A 23,048-nucleotide genomic window follows, 5' to 3' on the forward strand; every position below is an offset into this window, starting at 1 on the left:
GGCGGCCCGGGGCCGCGTGCGAAGATGGCAGGGCTGGTGGGAACGATCTCCGGACGGTTCTGGGACGGTTCTCTGGCCATGGTGAACGACAACGCGCAGCGCGGGGCGGAGCCGCGGCAGGACGCCCTGCTGATGGTTCCGATCGCCACGGCGCTGATCGCCGCCGACGGGCGGATCCTGCACTGGAGCAGCGACGCGGAGGCGCTGCTCGGTCACCCCGTGGAAGAGGCGGTCGGGACGAAGGCGGCCAAGCTGCTGACCACCGACGAGGAGCGGCCCGAGGTCCTCCAGCTGTTCCAGCGGATCCTCGCGGGCCGGGCCTGGACCGGCGTGTTCCCGGTGCGCCACCGCGACGGGCACATGGTGAACCTGGAGTTCCGCACCCACCCGATCCGCGGGCCCGGCGGTGAGCCGCTGGTGCTGGCGGTGGCCTCCGAGGTGACCACGCTGCGCCGGATCCAGGCGGACCTCGCCGTGCTGGACGGTTTCTTCACGCAGGCCCCGGTCGGCATGGCCGTGTACGACACCGAGCTGCGGTTCATCCGGCTGAACGAGGCGCTGGCCCGGGCCAACGGCCTGTCCCCCGAGGAGCACGTGGGGCACCGGCTCAGCGAGGTACTGCCCGGGATCAACGGCGCGGAGTCCGAGGCGGTGATGCGCCGGGTGCTGGAGAGCGGCGAGCCCGTGGTGGACGCCCGCTCGCACGGCCGGACCCCGGGCGACCCGCAGCACGACCACGCCTGGTCGGCCTCCTACTTCCGCCTGGAGGACCGCAGCGGGCGGGTGCTCGGCGTGAGTTCGACCGTCATCGACGTCACCGAGCGGTTCCGGGCCGACGCCCGGGCGGCCCGCGCCCAGGAGCGGCTGGCCCTGCTGGTCGACGCGACCGCGTCCATCGGCACCACCCTCGACCTGCGGCAGACCGCCCGGGAGCTGGCCGACGCGATGGTGCCCAGACTCTCCGACATCAGCGGGGTGTTCGCCCTGGAGGCGCTGGTGGCCGGCCGCAACGTCGAGCCGCCCGCCCTGGACGCCCCGCAGCTGGTGCGCCGGCTGGCGCTGGCCACCGCGGACCCGCTCTACCCGTCGGACGCGCTGCCGGTGGACACCGTCTACGAGCTGCCGGCGGACTCCCCGTACGCCCGCGCGCTGACCACCGGGCGGACGGTGGTCATCCCGTCCTGGGAACTGCCGATGCTGAGCGAGGGCATCAACGAGAGCCGTCGGCAGGCCTTCCTCGGCGACCGGCCGCGCACGGTGCGGATCACCCCGCTGGTGGCGCGCGGCACCACCCTCGGCATGGTCGTGTACTCGCGGCGCGGTGAGCGCGAGTCCTTCGCGGAAGCCGACATCACGCTCGGCGACGAGCTGGCCTCGCGGGCCGCCGTCGCGATCGACAACGCCCGGCTGTACCTGCGCCAGCACCAGACGGTGCTGGCCCGCCAGCAGGCGCTGCGCGAGGCCAAGGCCGCGCAGGAACGCCTCGCGCTGGTCAACGTGGCCTCCACCCGGATCGGCACCACGCTCGATCTCGCCCAGACCGCGCAGGAGTTGGCCGAGGTGGCGACGCCCAGGCTGGCCGACACGGTGGTCGTGGAGGTGCTGGACGACCTGGTGCGCGGCGAGCGCGAGGCCCGCGCCCCGGCGGACGGTTCGGCGCTGCTGCAGCGGATGGCCTTCCACTCGGTGCACGGCTCGACCCTGCAGCCGATCGCCCGCACCGGCAACGTGCACCGCTTCCCGTCCGGCTCGCCGTACGCCTGGAGCCTGGCGCACCGCGAACCGGTGCTGGTGCCGCGGATGGACGAGGAGGGCCTGGCCTGGTTCGCCGAGGACCCGGTGCGCACCGCCGCCATCCGGGAGCAGAACGTGCGCTCGCTGATGGTGGTCCCGCTGATCGCGCGCGGCACCCCGGTCGGTGTCGCGGGCTTCTACCGGACCCTCGTCGAGCGGCCGTACGGGGACGACGACCTCGCGCTGGCCGGGGAGTTGGCGGTACGGGCCGCCGTCTCCATCGACAACGCGCTGCTGTTCACCCGCGAGCGCGACGCGGCGGCCGCCCGGCAGCGGGCCCTGGACGAGGCGTGGGCCGCCCAGCAGCGGCTGTCGCTGCTGAACGAGGCCAGCAACCGGATCGGCACCACGCTCGATCTGCACCGCACCGCCCAGGAGTTGGTGGAGGTGGTGATCCCGCGCTTCGCCGACTTCGTCACCGTGGACCTGCGCGACGCCGTGCTCAGCGGCGAGGAGCCCGGGGCCGTCCCGCCGGAGGGGCGGGTGCTGATGCGCGCGGTGGCGGTCGGCGAGGTGACCGAGGAGGGCAGCATGACGGAGGCCGCCGACCAGGTGGGCGAGACCTCCCAGTCCGCCCGGCTGTACGCGCAGAGCCTGCGCACCCGCCGCTCGATCCTGGTGTCCGAGGTGACCGAGGACGAGCTGCGCCGGATCGTCGCCTCCCCCGACCGGGTGCAGCCGGGGCTGGACGCCGGGTTGCACTCGTACCTGATGGTGCCGCTGGTGGCGCGCGGGCACGTGCTGGGCGGCGCGGAGTTCGTCCGGACCCGCAACCCGGCGCCGTTCGGCCCGGCGGACCGCTCGCTGGCCGAGGAGCTGGCCGCGCGCACCGCGCTCGCGATCGACAACAGCCGGCTCTACCGCCGGGAGCGGGACACCGCGCTGATGCTGCAGCGCAGTCTGCTGCCGCAGGAGGTGCACCGCACCCTCGGCCTGGAGATCGCCTACCGCTACCTGCCCAGCAGCGTGGTCAGCGAGGTCGGCGGCGACTGGTTCGACGTGGTGCCGCTCTCCTCCGGACGGGTCGCCCTGATCGTCGGCGACGTCATGGGCCACGGCATCCGGGCCGCCGCGACCATGGGCCAACTGCGGACGGCGGCACGGACGTTGATCACGCTGGACCTGGACCCGGCGCGGGTGCTGCACCGGCTGGACGAGGCCACCACGGCCGTCGGCGAAGGGCAGTTCGCCACCTGCGTCTGCGTGGTCTACGACCCGGTGGACCGCCGCTGCACCGCGGCCAGCGCCGGGCACCTGCCGCCCGTGGTCGCCGACACCGAGGGCCGGGCGCAGTTGATCGAGCTGCCCACCGGCACCCCGTTGGGCGTCGGCGGAGTCCCCTTCGAGAGCGCCGAGTTCACCCTCCCCGAGGAGGGCATCCTGGTGCTCTACACCGACGGCCTGGTCGAGCGCCGGGGTCGCGACCTCGACGAGGGCCTGCAGCTGCTCCGCCGCACGGTCGCCGACCGGCAGCGTTCGCTGGAGCAGACCTGCGACGCCGTGCTGACCCGGCTCACCGGCCGCACCAGCGAGGACGACATCGCCGTCATCATGGCGCAGGTCCGCCCGCACGGCGCGGACCGGATCGCCACCCTGCCGCTCACCGGCGACCGCGCGATGGTCGCGCACTCGCGCCGCTTCACCCGCGAGACGCTGGAGGCCTGGGGGCTCGGCGCGCTCGCCGACTGGGCCGAACTGCTCACCAGCGAGCTGATCACCAACGCCCTGGTGCACGCAGGGTCCCCCACCCAGCTGCGGCTGTTCTGCAACCGGGTGCTCACCGTCGAGGTCGCCGACCAGGAGGCCGAGACGCCCCGGATCCGCCGCGCCCGCTCCGAGGACGAGGGCGGCCGGGGCATCCACCTGGTCAACGAGCTCGCGCACCGCTGGGGCAGCCGCCGGACCGCCGACGGCAAGGTGGTCTGGTTCGAGCTGGAGCTGCCTCCGGGGGCCTCGTCGGCTGCATGAACAACGGACGGTTGTCGGGCCGCCGCCACGGTTGTTGGCCCGTCGGCGGGCCCGGGCGGTTACCTGGTGCCACGGCGGGACAGCCCCGACCGGACCGACCAGAGGAGCCACCGTGCAGCACCCCGACGCCCGCACCGTCGTCACCGACTACGTCACCCTCATCGCGGGCGGCGACCGCGAAGCCGCGATCGCCCTGTTCACCGAGGACGCCACCTGGACCTACCCGGGCCGGCTCGCCATCTCCCGCACCTGGCACGGCAAGCAGGAGATCTTCGGCGACTTCCTCGGCCGGATCGGCGACTACTTCGCCGCCGACGGCCTGCCCGTCATCACCCTCACCCACGTCCTCGCCGACGGCCCGCAGGCGGTCGCCGAGTGGACCACCGTCGGCACGGCCGCGAACGGCGAGCCGTACGAGAACCACTGCCTGGGCGTCTTCACCGTCGAGGACGGCCGGATCACCGCCGTCCGCGAGTACCTGGACACCGACCACGTCGCCCGCACCCTGCTGGCGTGACGGGGCATGGCGTGGCGTGACGTGGCGTTACGTGGCATAGCGAGGCCCGGGCCGGGTCCGGGCCGGGCTCAGTCCGGCAGCAGGAGGTTGACGTCGCCGAACTCGTGCCACAGGTAGCGGTGCCGGACGGCCTCCCGGTAGCAGGCGGCGAGGAGGGGGCGGCCGGCGACGGCGGCGAGCATCAGGAGGTGGGAGGCGCGCGGTTCGTGCCAGCCGGTGAGCAGGCCGTCGACGGCGCGCACGCCGCGCTCGGGGGTGATCACCAACTCCGTCCAGCCGTCGGCCTCCCGGAGCGAGCCGTCCGCTGCCGCGGCGGACTCCAGGGCGCGGACCACGGTGGTCCCGACGGCGATCACCCGGCCCCCGTCGGCCCGGACGTGGCCGGCCAGGCGGGCGGTGGCGGCGGGAACGTGGAAGCGTTCGGCGTACGGGGCCTCGTGCGCCTCGGGCGAGGCCACCCCGGTGTGCAGGGTGATCGGAGCGACCAGCACCCCCAGGGCGGCCAGCCGGGCCACCACCTCGGCGGTGAACGGGCGGGCCGCGCTGGGCATCTCGCTGCTGCCGGGGACGGTCGCGAAGACCGTCTGGTAGGCGTCGATCGGCCACTCGCGGTCCACGTAGCCGTAGCGGATCGCCCGGCCGTGCGCCGCCAGATACGGCAACAGCTGGGCCGGAAGGGCGAGTTCGGCGTACCAGAGGCGGGCGGTGAGGGCCCGGGTCAGCACCGCCGCACCACCCGCGGGCAGGGCGACCCGCAGGCCCGCGCGGGCCGGGGACTCGTCCGGCGGGTAGTACGCCGCCGCCTGCCCGGGCACGACGCGGCGCAGCTCGACCAGGTGGGCGCCGTGCCGGTCCGGCTGGGCGGAGGAGAGGTGCACCGCGACGGGTGTGCCGTCGGGCAGCCGCCCGGGCAGGGCGGCCGGCAGGGTCGCCGAGTTGTTGACCACCAGCAGGTCCCCCGGGCGCAGCACCTCGGGCAGGTCGGTGAAGCGGTGGTGCTCGACGGCGCCGGTGGTACGCCGGCCGACCAGCATCCGCACGCCGTCCCGGGCCGTGCCGCGTGCCTCCGCCGGCGCCCGGGCGGACAACTCGGGCGGGACGGTGAGGTCGGAGTCGAACCCGTCGAACCCGTCGATCCCGTCGAACCCGTCGATCCCGTCGATCCCGGAGTCGGACCCGGAGCCGAAGTCGGTGGTCGCGGTCATCGCCCACCCCGGTCGGCTGCCGGGACGGCCGGGTCCGCCACCGGGACGGCCAGGTCCTCGGCCCGGTAGCGGCCGGACGGGGCGCGGTCGCGGAGCAGGCCGAGCAGGAGCGGCGCCACCTGCTCGGGCAGTGGCTCACCGGAGATGTCGTCGCCCGGGCTCGCCTCCTGGAGCATCCGGGTGCGCATGCTGCCCGGGTCGACCGCCCAGACCCGCAACTCCGGCTCCTCCCGGGCGAGGACGGCGGTGGCGAGGTCGAGCGCGGCCTTGCTGGCGCCGTAGCCGCCCCAGCCGGCGTAGGCCTCCACCGCGGCGTCGGAGCTGATGTTGAGGACGGCGCCGGCGTGCCCGCGCAGCTGGGACAGGACGAGCTGGGTGAGGGCGATCGGGGCGAGCGCGTTCACCTCGAAGGTCTCCAGCAGGTCCGGCAGCGGGTGGTCGGCCAGCCGGGGCAGCGGCTCGGATCCGGGGGCGGCGGCGCCGTTGAGCGTGCCGGCGTTGTTGACCAGCAGGCTCGCGCCGCCGAGGCGCTCGGCGGCCTCGGCGAGGCGGGCGCGGTGGTCGTCGTCGACGACGCTGCCGGGCAGCGCGACGACCTTGGTGACGGCGGCCAGGTCCGCCTCGGCGGCGGCGAGTCCGGCCGCGCCCCTGGCGGTGATCACCAACTGCCAGCCGTCGGCGGCGAGGGCGTGCGCGAGGGCCAGGCCGAGGCCCCGGGAGGCGCCGGTGACCAGGGCGACGGGGGCGGTGTGCAGTGCGGCGGTGCGCTGTGCGGCGTTCATGCGGCAACCATCCCGCCGCCGGGCGGGCGGCGGATCGGCCACCGGGACCGGGACCGGGTCGGACGTTGGGACTAGGCCGCCGGACGGTCCTAGGACTCCCCGACGGGCTCCCGGACGGCCTTCCGGACGGGCTCCCGGGACGGCTCTCCGACGGACTCCCCGACCGGCTCCCCGGCGGGCCCGACGCCGGGGCCTTCGGCCCACGCCTGCGGGTCGGTCCAGGCCGCCAGGGTGCGGCGGCTCTCGAAGCGGCGTTCGCGGCCGGTCAGCGGGTCGGTGAACTCGACCGCCGAGGCGAGCAGTTGCAGCGGGCGGCGGAAGTCGTCCGGGGCCGTCTCCGGCAGCACCACCGGGTACACCGGGTCACCGAGGATCGGCAGTCCGAGGCCGCTCATGTGCAGCCGCAGCTGGTGCGTGCGTCCGCTGAGCGGGCGCAGCCGGTAGCGGGCCAGGCCGTCGCGGCGCTCCAGGAGGTCGATCCGGCTCTCGCTGTTCGGCGGCGCGTCGATCTCCTGCGCGGCGATCACCCCGCGCTCCTTGACGATGTGGCTGCGCACGGTGCGCGGCAGGCTCAGCTCCGGGTCGTACGGGGCGATCGCCCGGTACTCCTTGCGCACCAGGCGGTCGCGGAACAGCGTCTGGTACGCGCCGCGGTCCTCGGGGCGGACCACGAACATGGCCAGGCCGGCGGTGAGCCGGTCCAGGCGGTGCGCGGGGCTGAGCTCGGGCAGCTCCAGGGCGTGCCGCAGCCGGGAGAGCGCCGTCTCGGTGACGTGGCTGCCGCGCGGGGTGGTGGCCAGGAAGTGCGGCTTGTCCACGACCACCAGGTGCTCGTCGCGGTGCAGCACGACCAGGTCGAAGGGGACGCGCACCTCCGGCGGGAGGTCCCGGTGGAACCACAGGTGCGTACCTGGGCGGAACGGTTCGTCCGGGGTGATCGGGCCGTGCTCGCCGACGATCTCGCCGTCGCGCAGCGCGGCGTCGATCCGCGCGGCCGGGACGGCGGGCAGCCGCTCGACCAGGTGGTCGCGCACGGTCGGCCAGGGGCCTTCCGGCGGCAGCCGGAGGTGCACCGGGTCCACGCCGTGGCGCTGCGGGAGGGGGGAGGCCGGGCGGCGGCTCTTGCGTCTCATCTCCCGGCCCAGCGTAGTGCGCGGCCCCGCCGGAGCCGCGGGCGAGGTGCGGCCGCGTCCGGCGGGCGGGGCGCCGCCGTTCGTGGGCGCGGGGTTGCCGCCGTCCGGCGGGCGAGGCTGCCTCCGTTCGCGGGCGCGGGGTTGCCTCCGTTCGCAGGCAGGGGCGCCGCCGCCGTCCGCGGCCGGGGGCCGGACCGGACCCGGTCGAGGTGCTGACCCGGGTCGGGGCGGGGAGAGTGGACCGGTGGCCCCCGCACCCCCGGGGGCCGCCGACCATCCGCCCATCCCCGCCGGCCCCGCGCCGGCCGTCTGCCGGACCCCGGTCGGACCTTCCGACGGACCACAGGAGGACGCGTGACCGCCGACGGCCCGGACGGGGTGCCGCCGCTGCACCTGCCCCGACGGACCCGGATGCTGCTGTACGGCTCGCTCCTGCTGCTGGTCGCCGCCGTGGTGGCCGCCCTGGCCATCGGCCCCGGGACCACCCTGGCGCCGCTGCTCGCGGTGGCCCCCGTCCTCGCCGGGGCCACCACCCGGCGGGCCCGGGTGCCGCTGCTGGTCGGCGCGGCGGCGCTGCTCGCGGTCGGGCTGCTGGAGTCGGCCAACGCGCAGCTGCCGCTCTCCGTCCGGATCAGCGTGCCGGTCACGGTGCTGGCCTCGACGCTGGCCAGCGCCGCCAGCGTCGTCCTGGTGGCGGCCCGCGAACGGGAGCTGTTCCAGGTCCGGACGGTGTCCGAGGCGGCGCAGCGGGCCCTGCTGCGGCCGCCGGCCGAGCGGATCGGGCCGCTGCGGGTGGCGGTGCGCTACGTCGCGGCCGCGGCCGAGGCGCGGATCGGCGGGGACCTGTACGCCGTGGTGGAGACCCGCTTCGGGGTGCGGATCCTGCTCGGGGACGTCCAGGGGCACGGGCTCCCCGCGGTGGAGACGGCCGCGGACGTCCTGGGGGTGTTCCGGGAGGCCGCGCGGACCGAGCCCGACCCCGGGCGGCTCGCGGAGCGGCTGGACGCGGCGCTCACGGCCCGCCCGGACGGGGACCGGTTCGCCACCGCGGTGCTGCTCGACGTGGCGCCGGACCGGGGGCCGGTGCGGGTGGTGAACTGCGGCCACCCGTCCCCGCTGCTGCGCCGGGCGGGCCGGGTGAGCGAGCTGGAGCCCCCGTTCCCGGCGCCGCCGCTGGGGCTGCTCTCGCTGACCGGCGAGGAGTATCCGACGCGGCGCTTCGACCCGGAGCCGGGCGACCTGCTGCTCCTGCACACCGACGGCGTGTCGGAGGCCCGGGACGCCGGCGGGCGGTTCTACCCGCTGGCACAGCGGCTGCCCGGACTGCACGGCGGGAGCCCGGCGGACGTGCTGGACGCCGTGCTGACGGACGTCGGCGGCTGGGTCGGGGACTCCGGGCTGGCCGACGACGCGGCGGTGCTGGCGGTGCGCTGGGAGCCGTGACCGGGAGCCGTGACCGGGAGCCGTGCCGGGCGGCGCCGGGCGCTCGGGCCTTTCGTGCTTGGGTCCTTGGGTGCTCGGCCGCTCGGCCGCTCGGGCGCGATTGTCAGTGCCGTGTGCCAGGCTCGGTACGCGATCGGCGGGGAGCCCGCCGGCGGGACGTGTTCCGCAATCGACGAGGGGACTGTGCCATGGGGTTCAAGGCCGAGGGGTCGTTCGAACTGACGGCGTTCGAACCGGTGGAGACGGAGGAGCGCGAGAGCGCGTCCTTCGGGCGGATCCGGATCGCCAAGACCTTCACGGGCGCGCTGAGCGGCACGAGCGAGGTGCGGATGCTCTCCGTCGGAGGCCCCTCCGGCGGCCCGGCGTCGTACGTCGCGGTGGAGCACGTGACGGGTGAACTGGACGGCCGCAAGGGCTCGTTCGTGCTCCAGCACGCGGCCTGGGACACCGCCGCCACGACGATACGCGTGGTGCCGGGCACGGGCGCGGGCGAGCTGGCCGGGATCACCGGGGAGTTCCACCTGACCGTCGACGAGTCCGGCGCCCACACCTTCGTCCTGGAGTACGAGCTGGGCTGAGGCGCGCCGCCCGGCCGGGCCCCGGCGTGCCGTGCCCGTGCGGCGCCGGGCCGCGCTGTCACGATGATGCGATCAGTGCACGATCGACATCGGAGGGTGGCACATGCCCGACACGGCGGTGGATCGTACGACGGCAGCCGACGCGGCCGCCGGCACAGGGACAGCCACGGCCACGGCCACCGGCACGGCCGCGGAGGAATCCGCCCGCGCGGAGGCCGACACGGTGGAGGAGGTGCTCGGCCGACTGCGGGAGATCGGGGCAGGGCTGCCCGAGGCCGACGGCGTGGCGGTGTTCAACCGGCTCTACCTCGATGTCACGGCGGCGGTCCGCGACCGGCTCGCCGGCGGGTACTTCGCCGACCCCGCGGCGATGGCCGAGCTGGACGTGCTGTTCGCCCGGCGGTACCTGCGGGCCGTGGCCGCCGACGCGGCCGGGCAGGAACCACCCGCCTGCTGGCGGGCCCTGTTCACGCTGCGCGCCCACCCGGGCGTGCACCCGCTGCAGTTCGCCCTGGCCGGGATGAACGCCCACATCCAGCACGACCTGCCGCTGGCCGTCGTGGACACCTGCCACCGCCGGGGCTGCGGACCGGCCGCGGTCGAGGAGGACTACCACCGGATCAACGGGGTGCTGGCCGAGGTGGAGACGGCCGTCCGGGAGCGGCTGATGCCCGGGCCCGACCTGCTGGAGCACGCCGAGCCGCTCACCCACCTGCTCGGCACCTGGTCGGTCGAGACCGCCCGCGAGGGGGCCTGGTCCGCCGTCGAGGCGCTCTGGGAGCTGCGGCACCTGCCCGGCGCGGCCCGGGCCTTCGCCACCGCGCTGGACGGCTCGGTCGGCCTGCTCGGCCGCGCCCTGCTGCTCCCGCTGGGGCTGCGCGGCGGACGGGACGCCCCCGGACCGGCGCCGGCCGGCCGGCTCCCCGAGGCGAGGAACCGGCCGGCCGGTGGATCATCCGCCGGAGCGGACGGTGGCGGAGCCGACGGTGGTGGACCGGGCAGCGACGCAGCAGGCACCGAGGCGGCGGGCGTCTGCGCCGCGGCCGCGGCCGCGGTCGATCAGGCCCAGCTGGAGTGCAGCGGCTTGCCCTCGGCGTAGCCGGCCGCGCTCTGGACGCCCACGATCGCCTTCTCGTGGAACTCCTCCAGGCTGTTGGCGCCCGCGTAGGTGCAGGAGCTGCGCACGCCGGCGATGATCGAGTCGATCAGGTCCTCGACGCCCGGGCGGGCCGGGTCGATGAACATCCGGGAGTGCGAGATGCCCTCCTCGAACAGCGCCTTGCGGGCCCGGTCGTACGAGGAGTCCTGGGCGGTGCGGTTGCTGACCGCGCGGGCCGAGGCCATGCCGAAGCTCTCCTTGTACTGGCGGCCGTCGGCGGCGGTCTGCAGGTCGCCCGGGGACTCGTACGTCCCGGCGAACCAGGAGCCGATCATCACGTTGGAGGCGCCGGCGGCCAGCGCCATCGCGACGTCGCGGGGGTGCCGCACGCCGCCGTCCGCCCACACGTGCTTGCCGAGCCGGCGCGCCTCGGCGGCGCACTCCAGGACGGCGGAGAACTGCGGCCGGCCGACGCCGGTCATCATCCGGGTGGTGCACATGGCGCCCGGGCCGACGCCGACCTTGAGGATGTCGGCGCCCGCCTCGACGAGGTCGCGGACACCGGCGGCGGAGACCACGTTGCCGGCCACGATCGGGATCTGCGGGTCCAGGCCGCGCACCGCGCGCAGCGCGCTGATCATGGACTCCTGGTGGCCGTGCGCGGTGTCGACCACCAGCACGTCGGCACCGGCCTCGATCAGGGCCTTGGCCTTGCCCGCGACGTCGCCGTTGATGCCGACGGTGGCGGCGATCCGCAGCTTGCCGGCCGCGTCCACGGCCGGGGTGTACAGGGTGGCGCGCAGCGCGCCCTTGCGGGTGAGGATGCCGACCAGGCGGCCCTCGCCGTCGACCACCGGGGCGAGCTTGCGGTGCCCCTCGGTGAGCTTCTCGAAGGCGGCGCGCGGGTCGATGGACTCGTCGAGCAGCAGCAGGTCGCGGGACATGATGTCGGCGAGGCTGGTGAAACGGTCCACGCCCTGGCAGTCGGAGTCGGTGACCACGCCGACCGGCTTGCCGTCCTCGACGACCACGAGCGCGCCGTGCGCGCGCTTGGGCAGCAGCGAGAGCGCCTCGGCGACGGTGGCGCCCGGGGCGAGGGTGATCGGGGTGTCGAACACCAGGTGGCGCTGCTTGACCCAGGAGATGACCTCGGCGATGACCTCGGTGGGGATGTCCTGCGGGATGGCGACCAGTCCGCCGCGGCGGGCGACGGTCTCGGCCATCCGGCGGCCGGCGATGGCGGTCATGTTGGCCACGACCAGCGGGATGGTGGTGCCGGTGCCGTCGTTCGAGGAGAGGTCCACGCCCTGCCGGGAGCCCACGGCGGAACGGCTGGGGACCATGAAGACGTCGTCGTACGTGAGGTCGTACGAGGGCTTGAGGTCGTTCAGGAAGCGCATGAAGGGGGCTCTCTGGCTGGGAGAAATTACACCTCGGGTGCGGTTGCAGCGATGCCGTCGGGGCGCACTCGGGCGCCCTGCACCCAGCATTCGATTCTCCGTGAGGGCGGGGGCAAAAGCCAGTTCGAGGAACATTGCTGGGGCTGTGCACAAACCGTGATCAAAGCTCCGCGCGTAGACCTGGAGGATCATCCAAAGACTGCCTCCGACGTCGGCTTTTCGCCCCGGTCGGGACGACTCCCGTAGCATTCACGCGGTAATGGGCGAGGCGAACAGGAAAGCGGCAGCAGGCGTGGGCATCGGGCAGACGGACATCCAGCACGGCCAGGACGAGGGCACCGAGGAGGAGATCGACTACGGTCCCGGCCTCGACCCCGAACGGCTGAAGCTCTGCCTCGACGTGATCGCCGAGCTCGACGAGCTGCACGTCGACCACCCGGACGCGATCACCGTCCGGCAGGCCGTGGGCGGCATATTCCGCACCCTCAAGCAGCGCCGCCGCCAGGAGACCCGGGCCCGCAAGACCGCCAACGACCGCGCGGTCACCGCCCGCACCGCCACCGGTGCGCCGACCCGGATCGACGACGAGACGGCCGGCGCCTTCGGCCTGACCACCGTCACCACCACCGAGATCGCCGGGATCCTGGAGCGCCCGCGCTCCTGCTACACCTGCAAGCAGCGGTACGTCGAGGTCGACGCGTTCTACCACAACCTCTGCCAGAAGTGCGCGGTGCTCAACCGCTCCCGCCGCGACGCCCGCGCCGACCTCACCGGCAAGCGTGCGCTGCTCACCGGCGGCCGGGCCAAGATCGGCATGTACATCGCGCTGATGCTGCTGCGCGACGGCGCCCACACCACCATCACCACCCGCTTCCCCAACGACGCCATCCGCCGCTTCAAGGCGATGCCGGACAGCGCCGACTGGATCCACCGCCTCAAGATCATCGGCATCGACCTGCGCGACCCGGCCCAGGTCATGGCCCTCGCCGACGAGGTCGCCGCCGACGGCCCGCTGGACATCCTGATCAACAACGCCGCGCAGACCGTGCGCCGCCCGCCGGAGTCCTACCGCGAGCTGGTCAACGCCGAGTCCGCCCCGCTGCCGGCCGGCGAGCTGCCGCAGGCCACCACCATCGGCCGCTTCGGCAGCGGCGGCGTCGCCCTGCCCGAACTCCCCCACCAGGCGACCGGCGGCGAGCAGCGGCTGGCCGCCGAGGACGTCACCTCGCTCGCGCTGGTCACCGGCTCCGCCACCCCCGCCCGGATCGAGGCTGGCACCGCGATCGACGCCGGCGGCCTGGTGCCCGACCTCGCCGACACCAACAGCTGGGTGCAGACCGTCAGCGAGGTCGGCCCGGTCGAACTCCTGGAGGTGCAGCTCTGCAACTCCACCGCGCCGTTCATCCTGATCAGCCGGCTGCGCCCGGCGATGGCCGCGTCCGCGTCCCGCCGCAAGTACGTGGTCAACGTCTCCGCGATGGAGGGCGTCTTCACCCGCGGTTACAAGGGCGCCGGCCACCCGCACACCAACATGGCCAAGGCCGCGCTCAACATGCTCACCCGCACCAGCGCGCAGGAGATGTTCCAGAACGACGGCATCCTGATGACCGCCGTCGACACCGGCTGGATCACCGACGAGCGGCCGCACCCGGACAAGATGCGCCTCGCCGAGGAGGGCTTCCACGCCCCGCTCGACCTGGTCGACGGCGCGGCCCGGGTGTACGACCCGATCGTGCGCGGCGAGCAGGGCGAGGACCTGTACGGCTGCTTCCTCAAGGACTACGAGCGCGCCAACTGGTAACCATCCGAAGGAGAGCCCGAGTTGACCACCGCACCGCAGGCCGGGACGACCGCACCGATGCTCGGCGCCGGGATCATCGTGCCCACCGGGGACGGCCGGGTGCTGGTCGGCCGACGCACCACCGCCGGTGAGCCGCCCACCTGGAGCCTGCCGGGCGGCAAGGTCGACCCGGGCGAGTCCTTCGAACAGACCGCGGCCCGCGAACTCGCCGAGGAGACCGGCATCGTGCTGCCGGCCGGGGGGATGCGGGTGCTCGCCGTGCACCTCGACCACGAGCTCGGCCGGCCGCGGCTGACCGCCGCCGTCCTCGCCCCGCCCAGCCTGGCCGAGGCGGTGGTCACCGAGCCGCACGCCTGCGCCGGCTGGGAGCGCTTCGCGGTGGACGAGCTGCCGGAGCCGATGTTCTACCCGTCCGCGCTGGTCCTCGGCAGCTGGCTGCCCGGCCTGGACGGCGTGCGGCGGGACGGGACGCACGGCTACCCCGTCGTCCGCTGAGCGCGGGCGACGGGGCGACCGGCGCGGTGGTCGGCTCGATCACGGCACTCACCAACCGTGACGGCGCTCAGCCGTTGCGGTGCCGGCAGTGACGGCGCTCAGCCGTTGCGGGCCGCCGCCGGCCCGGCGATCGGCGAGAATACGGCCCTGACCCGGAGAAACACCCGTTCCGAAGGCGAAGTCGCGCACGGAAAGCAGGGGGTGGCCGCGCGACCACCCCCTGCCCCGTACCTCGGCCCGGCACCCCCACGGTCGAACCGGGCCACGGCCGCGCCCAGGCACGGGGGGCGCCGCCGGTACCCAGCCTGCCCCGGCGGGGCCACCGCTGCCGAGGGCCGAACGTCCCGGCTGCGGGGCCGAGCGGCACTGGCGGGACGGACGGCGGAACGAACGACGGAAGTGGCGGCCGGCTCGCGGCGACAGCGGTCCTCCGAGCGCGCACGACTCTTGTGCCCGGGGCCCGACGGGTGGAAATTGGTGGCGAACCGCCGCACTCCCCCGCGCCCCTGAGGAGCCGTCAACGTGTCCGACACACCCCGCACGGCCAGGCCCGCGTCGCTCCCGCAGCGAACCGGCCGTCAGGTGCGGCGGGCCCTCGGTGCCCGACACGAACCCCTCGCCCGCCCGCTCGACCGCTCCCGCGCCCGGGCCTGGCTGCTCGCCGCCCTCGGCGCGGCGCTCGTCCTCGCGGTCTCGACCGTCGGTGCACTGCTGCTGTTCCGCATCACCGCGCCCCAGGCCGACATCGAACGCGCGCGACTGCACCAGGTCGACGCCGTGATCCGCACCGTCCCCGGCCAAACCGCCACCGGCGGCGGGCGGTTGGCCGGGGGCCACAACAGCCGGACCGAGGTCGAGGCCACCTGGACCGCCCCCGACGGCACCGCGCACGCCGGCACCGTCCAGGCCCTGCGCCCGGCCGCCGCCGGCAGCAGCATGTCGATCTGGATCGACGCGGCCGGCGACGCCTCCCCTCCCCCGGTCGACCGCGCCGCCCTCGCCGTCTCCGCCGCCTGCGCCGGCACCGGCACCCTCCTCACCCTGCTCGCCCTCGTCGTCCTCGCCCTCCGTCTGCGCCTGCACGCCCTCGACCGCCGCGCCGAAACGGCCTGGACGGACGGCTGGTCCCGGCTCGAACCGCTCTGGAGCGGCCGCGCGGGTCACCGCCACGAGGACTGAGCCGCCCGGCACGGCGGGCGGCAACGCCTGGCGGACGAACCCGGCTCGGGGCCCGGGGCCGCCCGGCGGGCGCACCCGACTGCCACGGACCGGCGGGCGGGGTCCGCCGCGCGCCCGCTCACAAGGGCTTGGTCCACTCCGGGGCGGGGGTGGACCCGGCGCTCCGGTGGGTGACCACGGCGACGGTGAGGAGGAGGGCGAGGGCCAGGCCGAGGGCGCCGGGGACGTCGGCGTGCAGGACGAGGACCGCGCCGAGGAGGGCACCGGCGAACATCCAGACCGCGGAGGCGAAGCGGCGGGGGCCGGTGAGGTCGGCGGCGAGGGCGGTGATCGTCATGGTGAGCACGGTGGTGGTGAGGTCGGGGATCTTCAGTGCGCGGACCACCGCGTTCTGGCCGCCCATGGCGAAGCCGAGCAGCCCGATCAGGGTGTAGCGGGCCGGGTCGGAGGTGTGGCCGACGACCGCCGCCAGGACGGTGCCCGTCGCGACGAGCGCCGCCTGGACGCCGACGGCGGTGGTCAGCAGCCGGCCGCGGTGGCCGGGCAGGCGGCGGGCGAGGTGGCCGCCGGCCAGGGCGCCGACGAGGAACGCGGCCAGGGCGGCCAGCGAGGCGATGGCGGAGAGGTTCGGCGCCCCGGCGATCGCGAAGCCGAGGAACACCACGTTGCCGGTCATGTTGGCGACGAAGACGTGACCGAGTGCGAGGTAGCTGACCGCGTCCACCACTCCGGTGACCACGGTCAGCACCAGCAGCATCAGCACCAACGGTCCGTGCTTCGGATCGGGGCTCGGCATCGGGCCTCCCAGGCGGCTCATGTGACGGTCCTTCCGTTCTACCCCCTCGGACGGGCGCCGGGCCGCCCGGCTCGGACCACGGCCGTCCGCGCCTTGCCCCGTCTCTCCCCGCCTCTCCCCGCCCCTCCCGCACCCCTGCCTCTCGCACACCCCTCGGCTCCCCGACACCTCCCGACTCTCCTTCGACACCTTTGTAGAAGTTTGACCGGGCCCGACCCGCGGCGGGTTCGCCTTGAACTTCATCTCCCGGCATATATAGTTCACCGACATATGCAGTCGAGAAGCTCACAAGGGGGAAGTGTGTCCACCACCGATCCGGCCCGGCCGGGGCCCGTCCTGCAACTGGCCGACGTCACCCGGGTGCACGGGCGGGGCGCCGCCGAGGTGCACGCCCTGCGCGGCATCGACCTGGCCGTCCACCCCGGGGAGTTCGTCGCCGTCATGGGGCCGTCCGGCTCCGGCAAGTCGACCCTGCTGACCCTGGCCGGCGGACTGGACCGGCCCAGCGACGGCGAGGTCCTGGTGGAGGGGGTCCCGCTCGGCAAGCTCGGCCGGGGCAGGCTCGCCGACCTTCGGCGGCGCTCCATCGGGTACGTCTTCCAGGACTACAACCTGATCCCGGCGCTCACCGCCGCCGAGAACATCGCCCTGCCGCGCGAACTCGACGGTGTCCCGGGGCGCCGGGCCCGTCGGGAGGCGCTGGCCGCGCTGGAGGAGCTGGGCATCGGCGAACTGGCCGACCGCTTCCCCGACGACATGTCGGGCGGCCAGCAGCAGCGCGTCGCGATCGCCCGCGCCCTGATCGGCGAGCGGCGCCTGGTGCTCGCCGACGAACCGACCGGCGCGCTCGACTCCGCCACCGGCGAGGCCGTGCTCGGGGTGCTGCGCGCCCGCTGCGACGCCGGGGCGGCCGCGATGATGGTCACCCACGAGGCCGCGCACGCCGCCTGGGCGGACCGGGTGGTCCACCTCCGGGACGGCGCGGTCGACTCCGAGAGCCGCGGCCCCCGATCCGCCCGCCACCGGTCCACCGGTCACCGGTCCGCCGACAGCCCTTCCCCCGACGCCGGTTCCGCGTACGACCGTTCCCCGTACGGCCCTTCCACCGACGCCGGTTCCGCGTACGACCGTTCCCCGGACCGTCCGACGACGGGCCACCGCCCCGGCTCGATCGGCGGGGTGACGCGGTGAGGCTCGGAGCCTGGCGGGTCGCCCTGCGCATCGCCCGCCGCGACGCCCTGCGGGCCAAGGGCCGCAGCGCCCTGATCGCCGCCATGATCGCCCTTCCCGTGCTCGGCGTCACCGGCGCCGACGTGGTCCACCGCAGCGGGCAGCTCACCCCGGCCGAGCGGGTCGAGCGGGTGGTCGGCGGCGCGGACGCCCTGGTCACCGCCCTCGACCCGGGCCGCACCGTCGAACAGGCGCCGGTCGCGGAGGACGGCGTCCTCGTCGTCCAGCCCCGCCCGGGGGAGCAGCCCACCGCCGAACAGCAGAAGGGCGCGACCGCCGACCCGGTCGGCCTGGTCGGCTCGCTGCTGCCGTCCGGCAGTGCGCTCACCCCGGCCCGTCCGGGCCCGGAGAGCGGTGCGACCTCACCCGAGGGCCTGGTCCGCACGCTCACCACCGAGGCGAACCTCGCCGACCCGATCTGGCACGGCCGGATCGACCTGGTCGAGGGCCGCGCCCCGAGCGCCCCGCGCGAGGTGGCCGTCACCCGGGCGTTCCTGGACCGCTCCGGGCTCCGGCCGGGCGGCACCACCACCGTCCAGGGACTGGACGGGACGACCTTCACCATCACCGGTGTCGTGGAGCACCCGGACGAGCTCGGCCGGGTCGAACTCGTCGCCCGGCCCGGCGAGTTGCTGGACCAGCTGGCCGCCGCCCAGGCCACCGGCCGACCGGCCGCCGAGCAGCGTCCGGCCGAGCGCGCCGCCTGGCTGGTCCGGCTGCCGTCCGGGGCCGCGCTCGACTGGGCCGCGGTGCAGCGGTTCAACGCCCACGGCTTCACGCTCACCGCCCGCTCGGTGGCGCTCGCCCCGCCGCCGGAGCAGGCCGTGCCCTACTACCGCGACGCGCACCGCTTCGGCGACCTGTCGACCGGCGACAACACCGAGATCGTCGTCGCCACCGTCACCGGCATGGCGCTGCTGGAGGTCGCCCTGCTCGCCGGGCCCGCCTTCGCGGTCGGCGCCCGCCGTTCCCGCCGCCAGCTCGCCCTGCTCGGCGCCGCCGGCGGCAGCCGCGCCCACGTCGGCGCGGTGGTCCTCGGCGGCGGGCTGGTCCTCGGCGCGGCCGGGGCGCTGGCCGGGGTGTCGCTCGGCACCGGACTGGTCGCCGTGCTCCGGCCGCAGATCGAACGGGTCGGCGGCGCACGGTTCGGACACCTCGCCCTGCCGCCGCTGGACCTGCTCGCGATCGCCGGGATCGGCCTGGTCACCGCCCTGCTCGCGGCCGCACTGCCCGCCGTGCAGGCCGCCCGCCGCAGCGTCACCGCCGGACTCACCGGCCGGGACACCGTCCGCGGCCCCAGCCGCGCGGTCACCGTCGGCGGCGTGGCGCTGGTCGCCCTCGGCGGCGTCCTAGCGGTGTACGGCGCCGGTGCCGTGCAGCGCGACCTACCGGGCGTCGGCGGCTACGACACCCGCACGCTCACCGTGCTCGGCGGCTCGGTGACCGCCGAGATCGGGCTGCTGCTCTGCACCCCGATGCTGGTCGCCCTGATCGGCCGGGCGGCCGGCAGGCTGCCGCTCGGGCCCCGGCTCGCGCTGCGCGACTCCGCCCGGCACCGCTCGCGCACCGCACCGGCGGTGGCCGCGGTGATGGCCGCGGTGGCCGGCGCCGTCGCCATCGGGGTGTACACCACCAGCACCGACGCCGAGAACCGGCGCGACTACCGGCCGCAGGCCCCGTACGGCGCCGTCCAGCTCACCAGCTCCACCGACGGGCCCCGGCTCGACCGGCTGCGCAGCGAACTGGAGGAGCAGCTGACCGGCCTCGGCCCGCGCGGCGACCTCGCCGACGTCATGTACCGCTTCTGCGAGAACTGCTCCAGCACCGTCCAGCTCAAGGGCCCGGTGAATCGGCGCAGCCTCGGCGCCCCGCCGCACCTGGCCGCCGGGGATGCCACCGTGCTGCACAACCTGTTCGCCGTCCACGACCCGGCCGCCGAACAGGCGCTGGCCGCGGGGAAGCTGCTGGTCTTCGACCGCGCCCTGCTGGGCGCCGACGGGAAGGCCGTGCTGATGCTGCGCGGCGGCAGCGGCGCGGTGCAGCCGGGCGAGGTGCCCAAGCCCGATCTCCAGGAGGTCCCGGTCGACGCGGTGCTGGTCGACAACGAGGCCGCCGCGGGCTTCGCCCAGGGCATGGTGCTGCCCTCCGCGCTGCCGCGCCTCGGGCTTTCCGCGCGGCCGACCGGCTCGGTCTGGCTGCCCGCCACGCCGCCCGACCGCCGGGCGCAGCAGCGCGCCGAAGCGGCTGCGATCCGGCTAGACCGGATGGCCACGCTGTCGGTCGAGCGCGGTTTCCAGCCGAAGAGCGACGCGCTCACCCTGGCGCTCACCGGCTTCGCCGGGCTGGTCGTGCTCGGCGCGGCCGGGATCGCCACCGGCCTCGCGGCCGCCGACTCCCGGCAGGACCAGGCCACCCTGGCCGCCGTCGGCGCACCGCCGCGGATCCGGCGGAGCATGGCGGGCCTGCAGTGCGCGCTGATCGCCCTGCTGGGGGCGCTGCTCGGCGCGGCCAACGGGTTCGTGCCGGCGGTGGGGCTGCTGAAGTCCCGGGCGAGCGGGTTCGGGGCCAAGCCGGCGCTGATCACCGCGCCGTGGGTCGAGCTGCTGCTGGTGGTGCTGGTGCTGCCGGTGGTCGCGGGGCTGCTCGCCGCGCTGTTCACCCGGTCCCGGATCCCGCTGGGGCGGCGGCTGTCCTGACCCCGGCCCGTCGGGTTCGATCACCGGTTGCACACGTACCGGGCACCGGTCGACACCGCTCGGACACCACCTGGGCACCACCCGGAAGACGCCGGGCGCCCGCCTCCGGAGGCCGGGGGCGGGCGCCCGGCGCTCGCCGTACCATGGGCCGCGTTCCGGCGGGCGAAGGGCGCCGGCGGTGGGCTCGGCGAGGGAGACAAGGGCGGTGCTACGGGGCTTCGGCGATCTGGAGGCCGAGATCATGGACCGGCTCTGGGCCTGGGGCCGACCGGCCACGGTGCGCGAGGTCGTGGACGACCTGCAGCAGCAGCGCGCCGTCGCGTACACCACCGTCACCACGGTCGCCGACATCCTGCACACCAAGGGCTGGCTGCGCCGTGACAAGGTCGGCCGCGCCTGGGTGTACGAGCCGACCTGCACCCGCGAGGAGTACACCGCCCGGCTGATGCACCAGGCGCTGGAGACCACCCCCGACCGGGCGGGCGCGCTGCTCCGCTTCATCGACCGGATCAGCGGGGACGAGGCCTCCGCCCTGCTCGCGGCCCTCGAACAGGTGAAGTCCCGGGATCCGGAGTGACCCTCGCCCTGCTCGTCCTCTACCTGGCGGTGACCGGGGTGCTGCTGCCCCGGCGGCTGGCCGGCTCCGCGCGGCTCCAGGCCCGTCCGGGGGCCGGTGCGGGGCTCTGGCTCGCGCTGATGGCCTCGTTCACGGTCGCCCTGCTGTTCGCGGCGCACCACGCGGTGGAGCCCTTCGCCCACGAGCCGGCCGGGCTGCTCGGCCTGCTCCCCCACGCCGAGCCGGCCGGGGGTCTCCTCCCGCACACCCACGACTGGTGGCTGCTGGCCGCCGCCGGCGCGGTGGTCGCCGCCCTGGTCACCGCCGTCGGCGTCCGCACCGGGCGGGCCCGGCGGCGGCACCGGGCCGTGCTGGACCTGGTCGCCGTCCGGGACGGGCGCTGGGACGCACTGGTGCTGGAGCACGCGCACCCGACCGTGTACTGCCTGCCCGGACGGCGCTCCCGGGTGGTGCTGTCGCGCGGGACGCTGCGGCTGCTGGACGAACGGCAGCTCGCCGCGGCCGTCGCCCACGAGCACGGGCACATCCGGGGCCGCCACCACCTGTTCCGGCTGCCGGCGGACACCTTCGCGCTGCTCCTCGGACCGCTGCCGCTGGCCCGGCTGGGGCGCTCGGAGGTGGCGCTGCTGCTGGAGATGGCGGCCGACGACGCGGCGCTGGCGCACGCATCCCGGGGTGAACTGGCCTCCGCGCTCTACGCGTTGGCGACCGCCGGGGTCCCGTCCCCGGGCGGCGGGGTGGCGGGCGGCGGGGCGCTGGGGGTGGCCGTCACCGGGGTGCTGGCCCGGGTCCGGCGGCTGGCCCGCCCCGGTGGCGGCCGGCGGCGGCCGGCCTGGCGGCTCGGGGTGCTGGCGCTGCCGGTGCTGCCCGCGCTGCCGTACCTGCTGGCCTGCGCACCGCACCCGTAGCACCGGTAGCACCCGTAACACCGGTAGCACCTGCAGCACTCGCGGCGGGCCGTCCGCGGCCGGCCCGGAACGCCGCGGGCCCGCTGCCGCCGGAGCGGGAGCGGGCCTGCGGTGGGCAGTGCGGCGGCCGGACCGCCGCGGGCGCGGTCAGGCCGGCCGGACGGCGCCCATGTACGGCATCACGGAGATCGGGAGCACCTCGATGTTCTTGCCGGTGCGCGGCGCGTGGATCATCTTGCCGTCGCCGATGTACAGCCCGACGTGGTGCAGGTCGTCGTAGAAGAAGACCAGGTCACCGGGCTGCAGGTTGGCGCGGTCGACGTGCGGGCCGTCGTTCCACTGGTCCTGGGACATCCGGGAGATCGTGCGGCCCCCCGCGCGGTAGGCCTGGCTGGTGAGGCCGGAGCAGTCGAAGCTGTCCGGGCCGGTCTTGCTCCAGCCGTACGGCTTGCCGAGCTGGGCCTGGGCGAACGCGATGATGGCCGCGGCCCGGCCACTGGCGGCCGGCAGCGGGGCGTTCATGTCGGGGCGGTCGGCGGAGCGGGAGGCGCGGTCCGCCGCGGCGGCGGTGCCCGCGGCGGCGGCCTGCTTGGCCTCGGCCTTGGCCTTCTCCGCGGACTGCTGGGCGTTGATCCTGGCGCGGTCCTCGGCGCTGAGCTTGTTCAGCATCTCCTGCGCCTGCGCCAGCTTGGTCTGGATGCCGTTCTTCTGCTCCGCCAGCTGCTTGCCGACCGCGTCGAGCGAGGCGAGGGTCGCGGTGGCCTCGGCGCGGTCCTGGTCGAGCTTGCGCTGCTCGTCCTGGGCCTGCTTCAGCAGGTTCGCCTGGGATTCGGCGACCTGGTTCTGCACCGCGGCGCGCTCCAGGTAGCCGGACGGGTCGGAGTCGAGCATCAGCTGGACCGACGCGTCGATTCCGTTGGTCCGGTACTGGTCGGCGGCGACGGCCCCGAGCCGGGTGCGCAGCTCGTTCATCGCCTCCTGGCCCCGGACCACCTTCTCCTGGATCTGGTTGGCGTCGACCTGGAGCTTCTGCTGCTGGGCCTGGAAGCCGTTGTAGCGCTCGATGGACTGCTCGGCCTCCTCGTTGAGCTTGTCCACCTGCTCCTTGACGGAGGCGAGGGTCGGCGCGGGCTCGGCGTGTGCGGTGCCCGAGGCGAGGACCGCGCCGCCGGCCGCCATGGCCGTGGTGAGGACCGCCATACGGGCCCGGCTGGGGGGGCTGGGCTTGCGGCGCTTTCCCATGGGCGGTCGGCTCTCCTTCGGGGGAATCCGGGGCCGGCCCGTACGGGCCGGGGGACGGCGAAGGCAGGCGGGGCGAGCAACGGGGGGATGCTGCCCCGCCCACCTTCTTCGAAGTAACTTAATAGATGAGGGGCGGGGTTCCGCAATCCCCCTGATCATGACGTTTCGGGGCCATGACGGGACATCGATCGCGTTCCGTGCCATC

At 75.3% G+C, this 23,048-nt stretch carries 17 protein-coding genes and 1 pseudogene; 12 read left to right on the plus strand and 6 right to left on the minus strand.

The window, feature by feature from the left end; all coding sequences use genetic code 11:
* Positions 1-36: 36 nt before the first annotated feature.
* Positions 37-3,762 (plus strand): SpoIIE family protein phosphatase, encoded by a 3,726-nt coding sequence (locus ABT048_RS31755; RefSeq protein WP_350525010.1) that lies wholly within the window; start codon positions 37-39, stop codon positions 3,760-3,762.
* Positions 3,763-3,874: 112 nt separating this feature from the next.
* Positions 3,875-4,279: a nuclear transport factor 2 family protein gene (locus ABT048_RS31760; RefSeq protein ID WP_350525011.1), complete on the plus strand. Its 405-nt coding sequence runs from the start codon at positions 3,875-3,877 to the stop codon at positions 4,277-4,279.
* Positions 4,280-4,347: 68 nt separating this feature from the next.
* Here the strand turns inward: ABT048_RS31760 and ABT048_RS31765 are convergent, their stop codons facing one another.
* The 3 genes from ABT048_RS31765 to ABT048_RS31775 form a co-directional block, all read right to left on the minus strand.
* Complete coding sequence (locus tag ABT048_RS31765) at positions 4,348-5,484, minus strand: S-adenosylmethionine:tRNA ribosyltransferase-isomerase (protein ID WP_350525012.1); 1,137 nt, start codon at positions 5,482-5,484, stop codon at positions 4,348-4,350.
* Positions 5,481-6,266, minus strand: coding sequence for an SDR family oxidoreductase (locus ABT048_RS31770; protein WP_350525013.1), 786 nt, complete (start codon positions 6,264-6,266; stop codon positions 5,481-5,483). The genes ABT048_RS31765 and ABT048_RS31770 overlap by 4 nt, the downstream gene beginning before the upstream one ends.
* Before the next feature lie 89 nt (positions 6,267-6,355).
* Positions 6,356-7,399 (minus strand): pseudouridine synthase, encoded by a 1,044-nt coding sequence (locus tag ABT048_RS31775; protein ID WP_350525014.1) that lies wholly within the window; start codon positions 7,397-7,399, stop codon positions 6,356-6,358.
* 354 nt (positions 7,400-7,753) lie between these two features.
* Here ABT048_RS31775 and ABT048_RS31780 point away from each other — a divergent pair, with 354 nt between their 5' ends.
* The 3 genes from ABT048_RS31780 to ABT048_RS31790 all read left to right on the plus strand — a co-directional run bounded on the left by ABT048_RS31780 (position 7,754) and on the right by ABT048_RS31790 (position 10,519).
* Positions 7,754-8,842, plus strand: coding sequence for a PP2C family protein-serine/threonine phosphatase (locus ABT048_RS31780; protein ID WP_350525015.1), 1,089 nt, complete (start codon positions 7,754-7,756; stop codon positions 8,840-8,842).
* 188 nt (positions 8,843-9,030) lie between these two features.
* Complete coding sequence (locus ABT048_RS31785) at positions 9,031-9,420, plus strand: DUF3224 domain-containing protein (RefSeq protein WP_350525016.1); 390 nt, start codon at positions 9,031-9,033, stop codon at positions 9,418-9,420.
* A 103-nt stretch (positions 9,421-9,523) separates the two neighbouring features.
* Positions 9,524-10,519, plus strand: coding sequence for a DUF5995 family protein (locus ABT048_RS31790; RefSeq protein ID WP_350525017.1), 996 nt, complete (start codon positions 9,524-9,526; stop codon positions 10,517-10,519).
* On the opposite strand, the gene ABT048_RS31795 is transcribed toward ABT048_RS31790, so the two are convergent.
* Entirely contained in the window at positions 10,480-11,919 is a 1,440-nt protein-coding gene (locus tag ABT048_RS31795; protein WP_350525018.1) for a GuaB1 family IMP dehydrogenase-related protein, read from the minus strand. The genes ABT048_RS31790 and ABT048_RS31795 overlap by 40 nt on opposite strands.
* A 298-nt stretch (positions 11,920-12,217) precedes the next feature.
* Between ABT048_RS31795 and ABT048_RS31800 the strand changes: the two genes are divergently transcribed.
* The 3 genes from ABT048_RS31800 to ABT048_RS31810 all read left to right on the plus strand — a co-directional run bounded on the left by ABT048_RS31800 (position 12,218) and on the right by ABT048_RS31810 (position 15,394).
* Entirely contained in the window at positions 12,218-13,720 is a 1,503-nt protein-coding gene (locus ABT048_RS31800; protein ID WP_350525042.1) for an SDR family NAD(P)-dependent oxidoreductase, read from the plus strand.
* A 21-nt stretch (positions 13,721-13,741) separates the two neighbouring features.
* On the plus strand, positions 13,742-14,215 hold the full coding sequence (locus tag ABT048_RS31805; protein WP_350525019.1) for a nucleotide triphosphate diphosphatase NUDT15: 474 nt from the start codon (positions 13,742-13,744) through the stop codon (positions 14,213-14,215).
* A 522-nt stretch (positions 14,216-14,737) separates the two neighbouring features.
* Complete coding sequence (locus tag ABT048_RS31810) at positions 14,738-15,394, plus strand: Rv1733c family protein (RefSeq protein ID WP_350525020.1); 657 nt, start codon at positions 14,738-14,740, stop codon at positions 15,392-15,394.
* 118 nt (positions 15,395-15,512) lie between these two features.
* Here the strand turns inward: ABT048_RS31810 and ABT048_RS31815 are convergent, their stop codons facing one another.
* Positions 15,513-16,211 carry a YoaK family protein gene (locus ABT048_RS31815; protein ID WP_350525021.1) on the minus strand — a complete coding sequence of 233 codons (699 nt, stop codon included), beginning with the start codon at positions 16,209-16,211 and terminating at the stop codon, positions 15,513-15,515.
* Positions 16,212-16,460: 249 nt separating this feature from the next.
* Between ABT048_RS31815 and ABT048_RS31820 the strand changes: the two are divergent.
* The 4 genes and pseudogenes from ABT048_RS31820 to ABT048_RS31835 all read left to right on the plus strand — a co-directional run.
* Positions 16,461-17,177 (plus strand): annotated as a pseudogene (locus ABT048_RS31820) (ABC transporter ATP-binding protein); the annotation flags it as partial.
* Between the two features lie 200 nt (positions 17,178-17,377).
* Positions 17,378-20,116 (plus strand): FtsX-like permease family protein, encoded by a 2,739-nt coding sequence (locus ABT048_RS31825; RefSeq protein ID WP_350525023.1) that lies wholly within the window; start codon positions 17,378-17,380, stop codon positions 20,114-20,116.
* Between the two features lie 205 nt (positions 20,117-20,321).
* Positions 20,322-20,693 carry a BlaI/MecI/CopY family transcriptional regulator gene (locus tag ABT048_RS31830; RefSeq protein WP_350525024.1) on the plus strand — a complete coding sequence of 124 codons (372 nt, stop codon included), beginning with the start codon at positions 20,322-20,324 and terminating at the stop codon, positions 20,691-20,693.
* Positions 20,690-21,601: a M48 family metalloprotease gene (locus ABT048_RS31835; protein ID WP_350525025.1), complete on the plus strand. Its 912-nt coding sequence runs from the start codon at positions 20,690-20,692 to the stop codon at positions 21,599-21,601. The genes ABT048_RS31830 and ABT048_RS31835 overlap by 4 nt, the downstream gene beginning before the upstream one ends.
* A 147-nt stretch (positions 21,602-21,748) precedes the next feature.
* Here the strand turns inward: ABT048_RS31835 and ABT048_RS31840 are convergent, their stop codons facing one another.
* Positions 21,749-22,843, minus strand: a complete 1,095-nt coding sequence (locus ABT048_RS31840) for a C40 family peptidase (protein ID WP_350525026.1) — start codon at positions 22,841-22,843, stop codon at positions 21,749-21,751.
* Positions 22,844-23,048 lie beyond the last annotated feature (205 nt).

Origin of the sequence: Kitasatospora sp. NPDC096140 (assembly GCF_040303045.1) — a bacterium.
GTDB lineage: Bacteria > Actinomycetota > Actinomycetes > Streptomycetales > Streptomycetaceae > Kitasatospora.

Coding starts and splice junctions, on each gene's coding strand:
- ABT048_RS31790 (WP_350525017.1), top strand. CDS start 9,524: ATGCCCGACACGGCGGTGGATCGTACGACGGCAGCCGACGCGGCCGCC.
- ABT048_RS31785 (WP_350525016.1), top strand. CDS start 9,031: ATGGGGTTCAAGGCCGAGGGGTCGTTCGAACTGACGGCGTTCGAACCG.
- ABT048_RS31765 (WP_350525012.1), bottom strand. CDS start 5,484: ATGACCGCGACCACCGACTTCGGCTCCGGGTCCGACTCCGGGATCGAC.
- ABT048_RS31795 (WP_350525018.1), bottom strand. CDS start 11,919: ATGCGCTTCCTGAACGACCTCAAGCCCTCGTACGACCTCACGTACGAC.
- ABT048_RS31770 (WP_350525013.1), bottom strand. CDS start 6,266: ATGAACGCCGCACAGCGCACCGCCGCACTGCACACCGCCCCCGTCGCC.
- ABT048_RS31775 (WP_350525014.1), bottom strand. CDS start 7,399: ATGAGACGCAAGAGCCGCCGCCCGGCCTCCCCCCTCCCGCAGCGCCAC.
- ABT048_RS31840 (WP_350525026.1), bottom strand. CDS start 22,843: ATGGGAAAGCGCCGCAAGCCCAGCCCCCCCAGCCGGGCCCGTATGGCG.
- ABT048_RS31815 (WP_350525021.1), bottom strand. CDS start 16,211: ATGAGCCGCCTGGGAGGCCCGATGCCGAGCCCCGATCCGAAGCACGGA.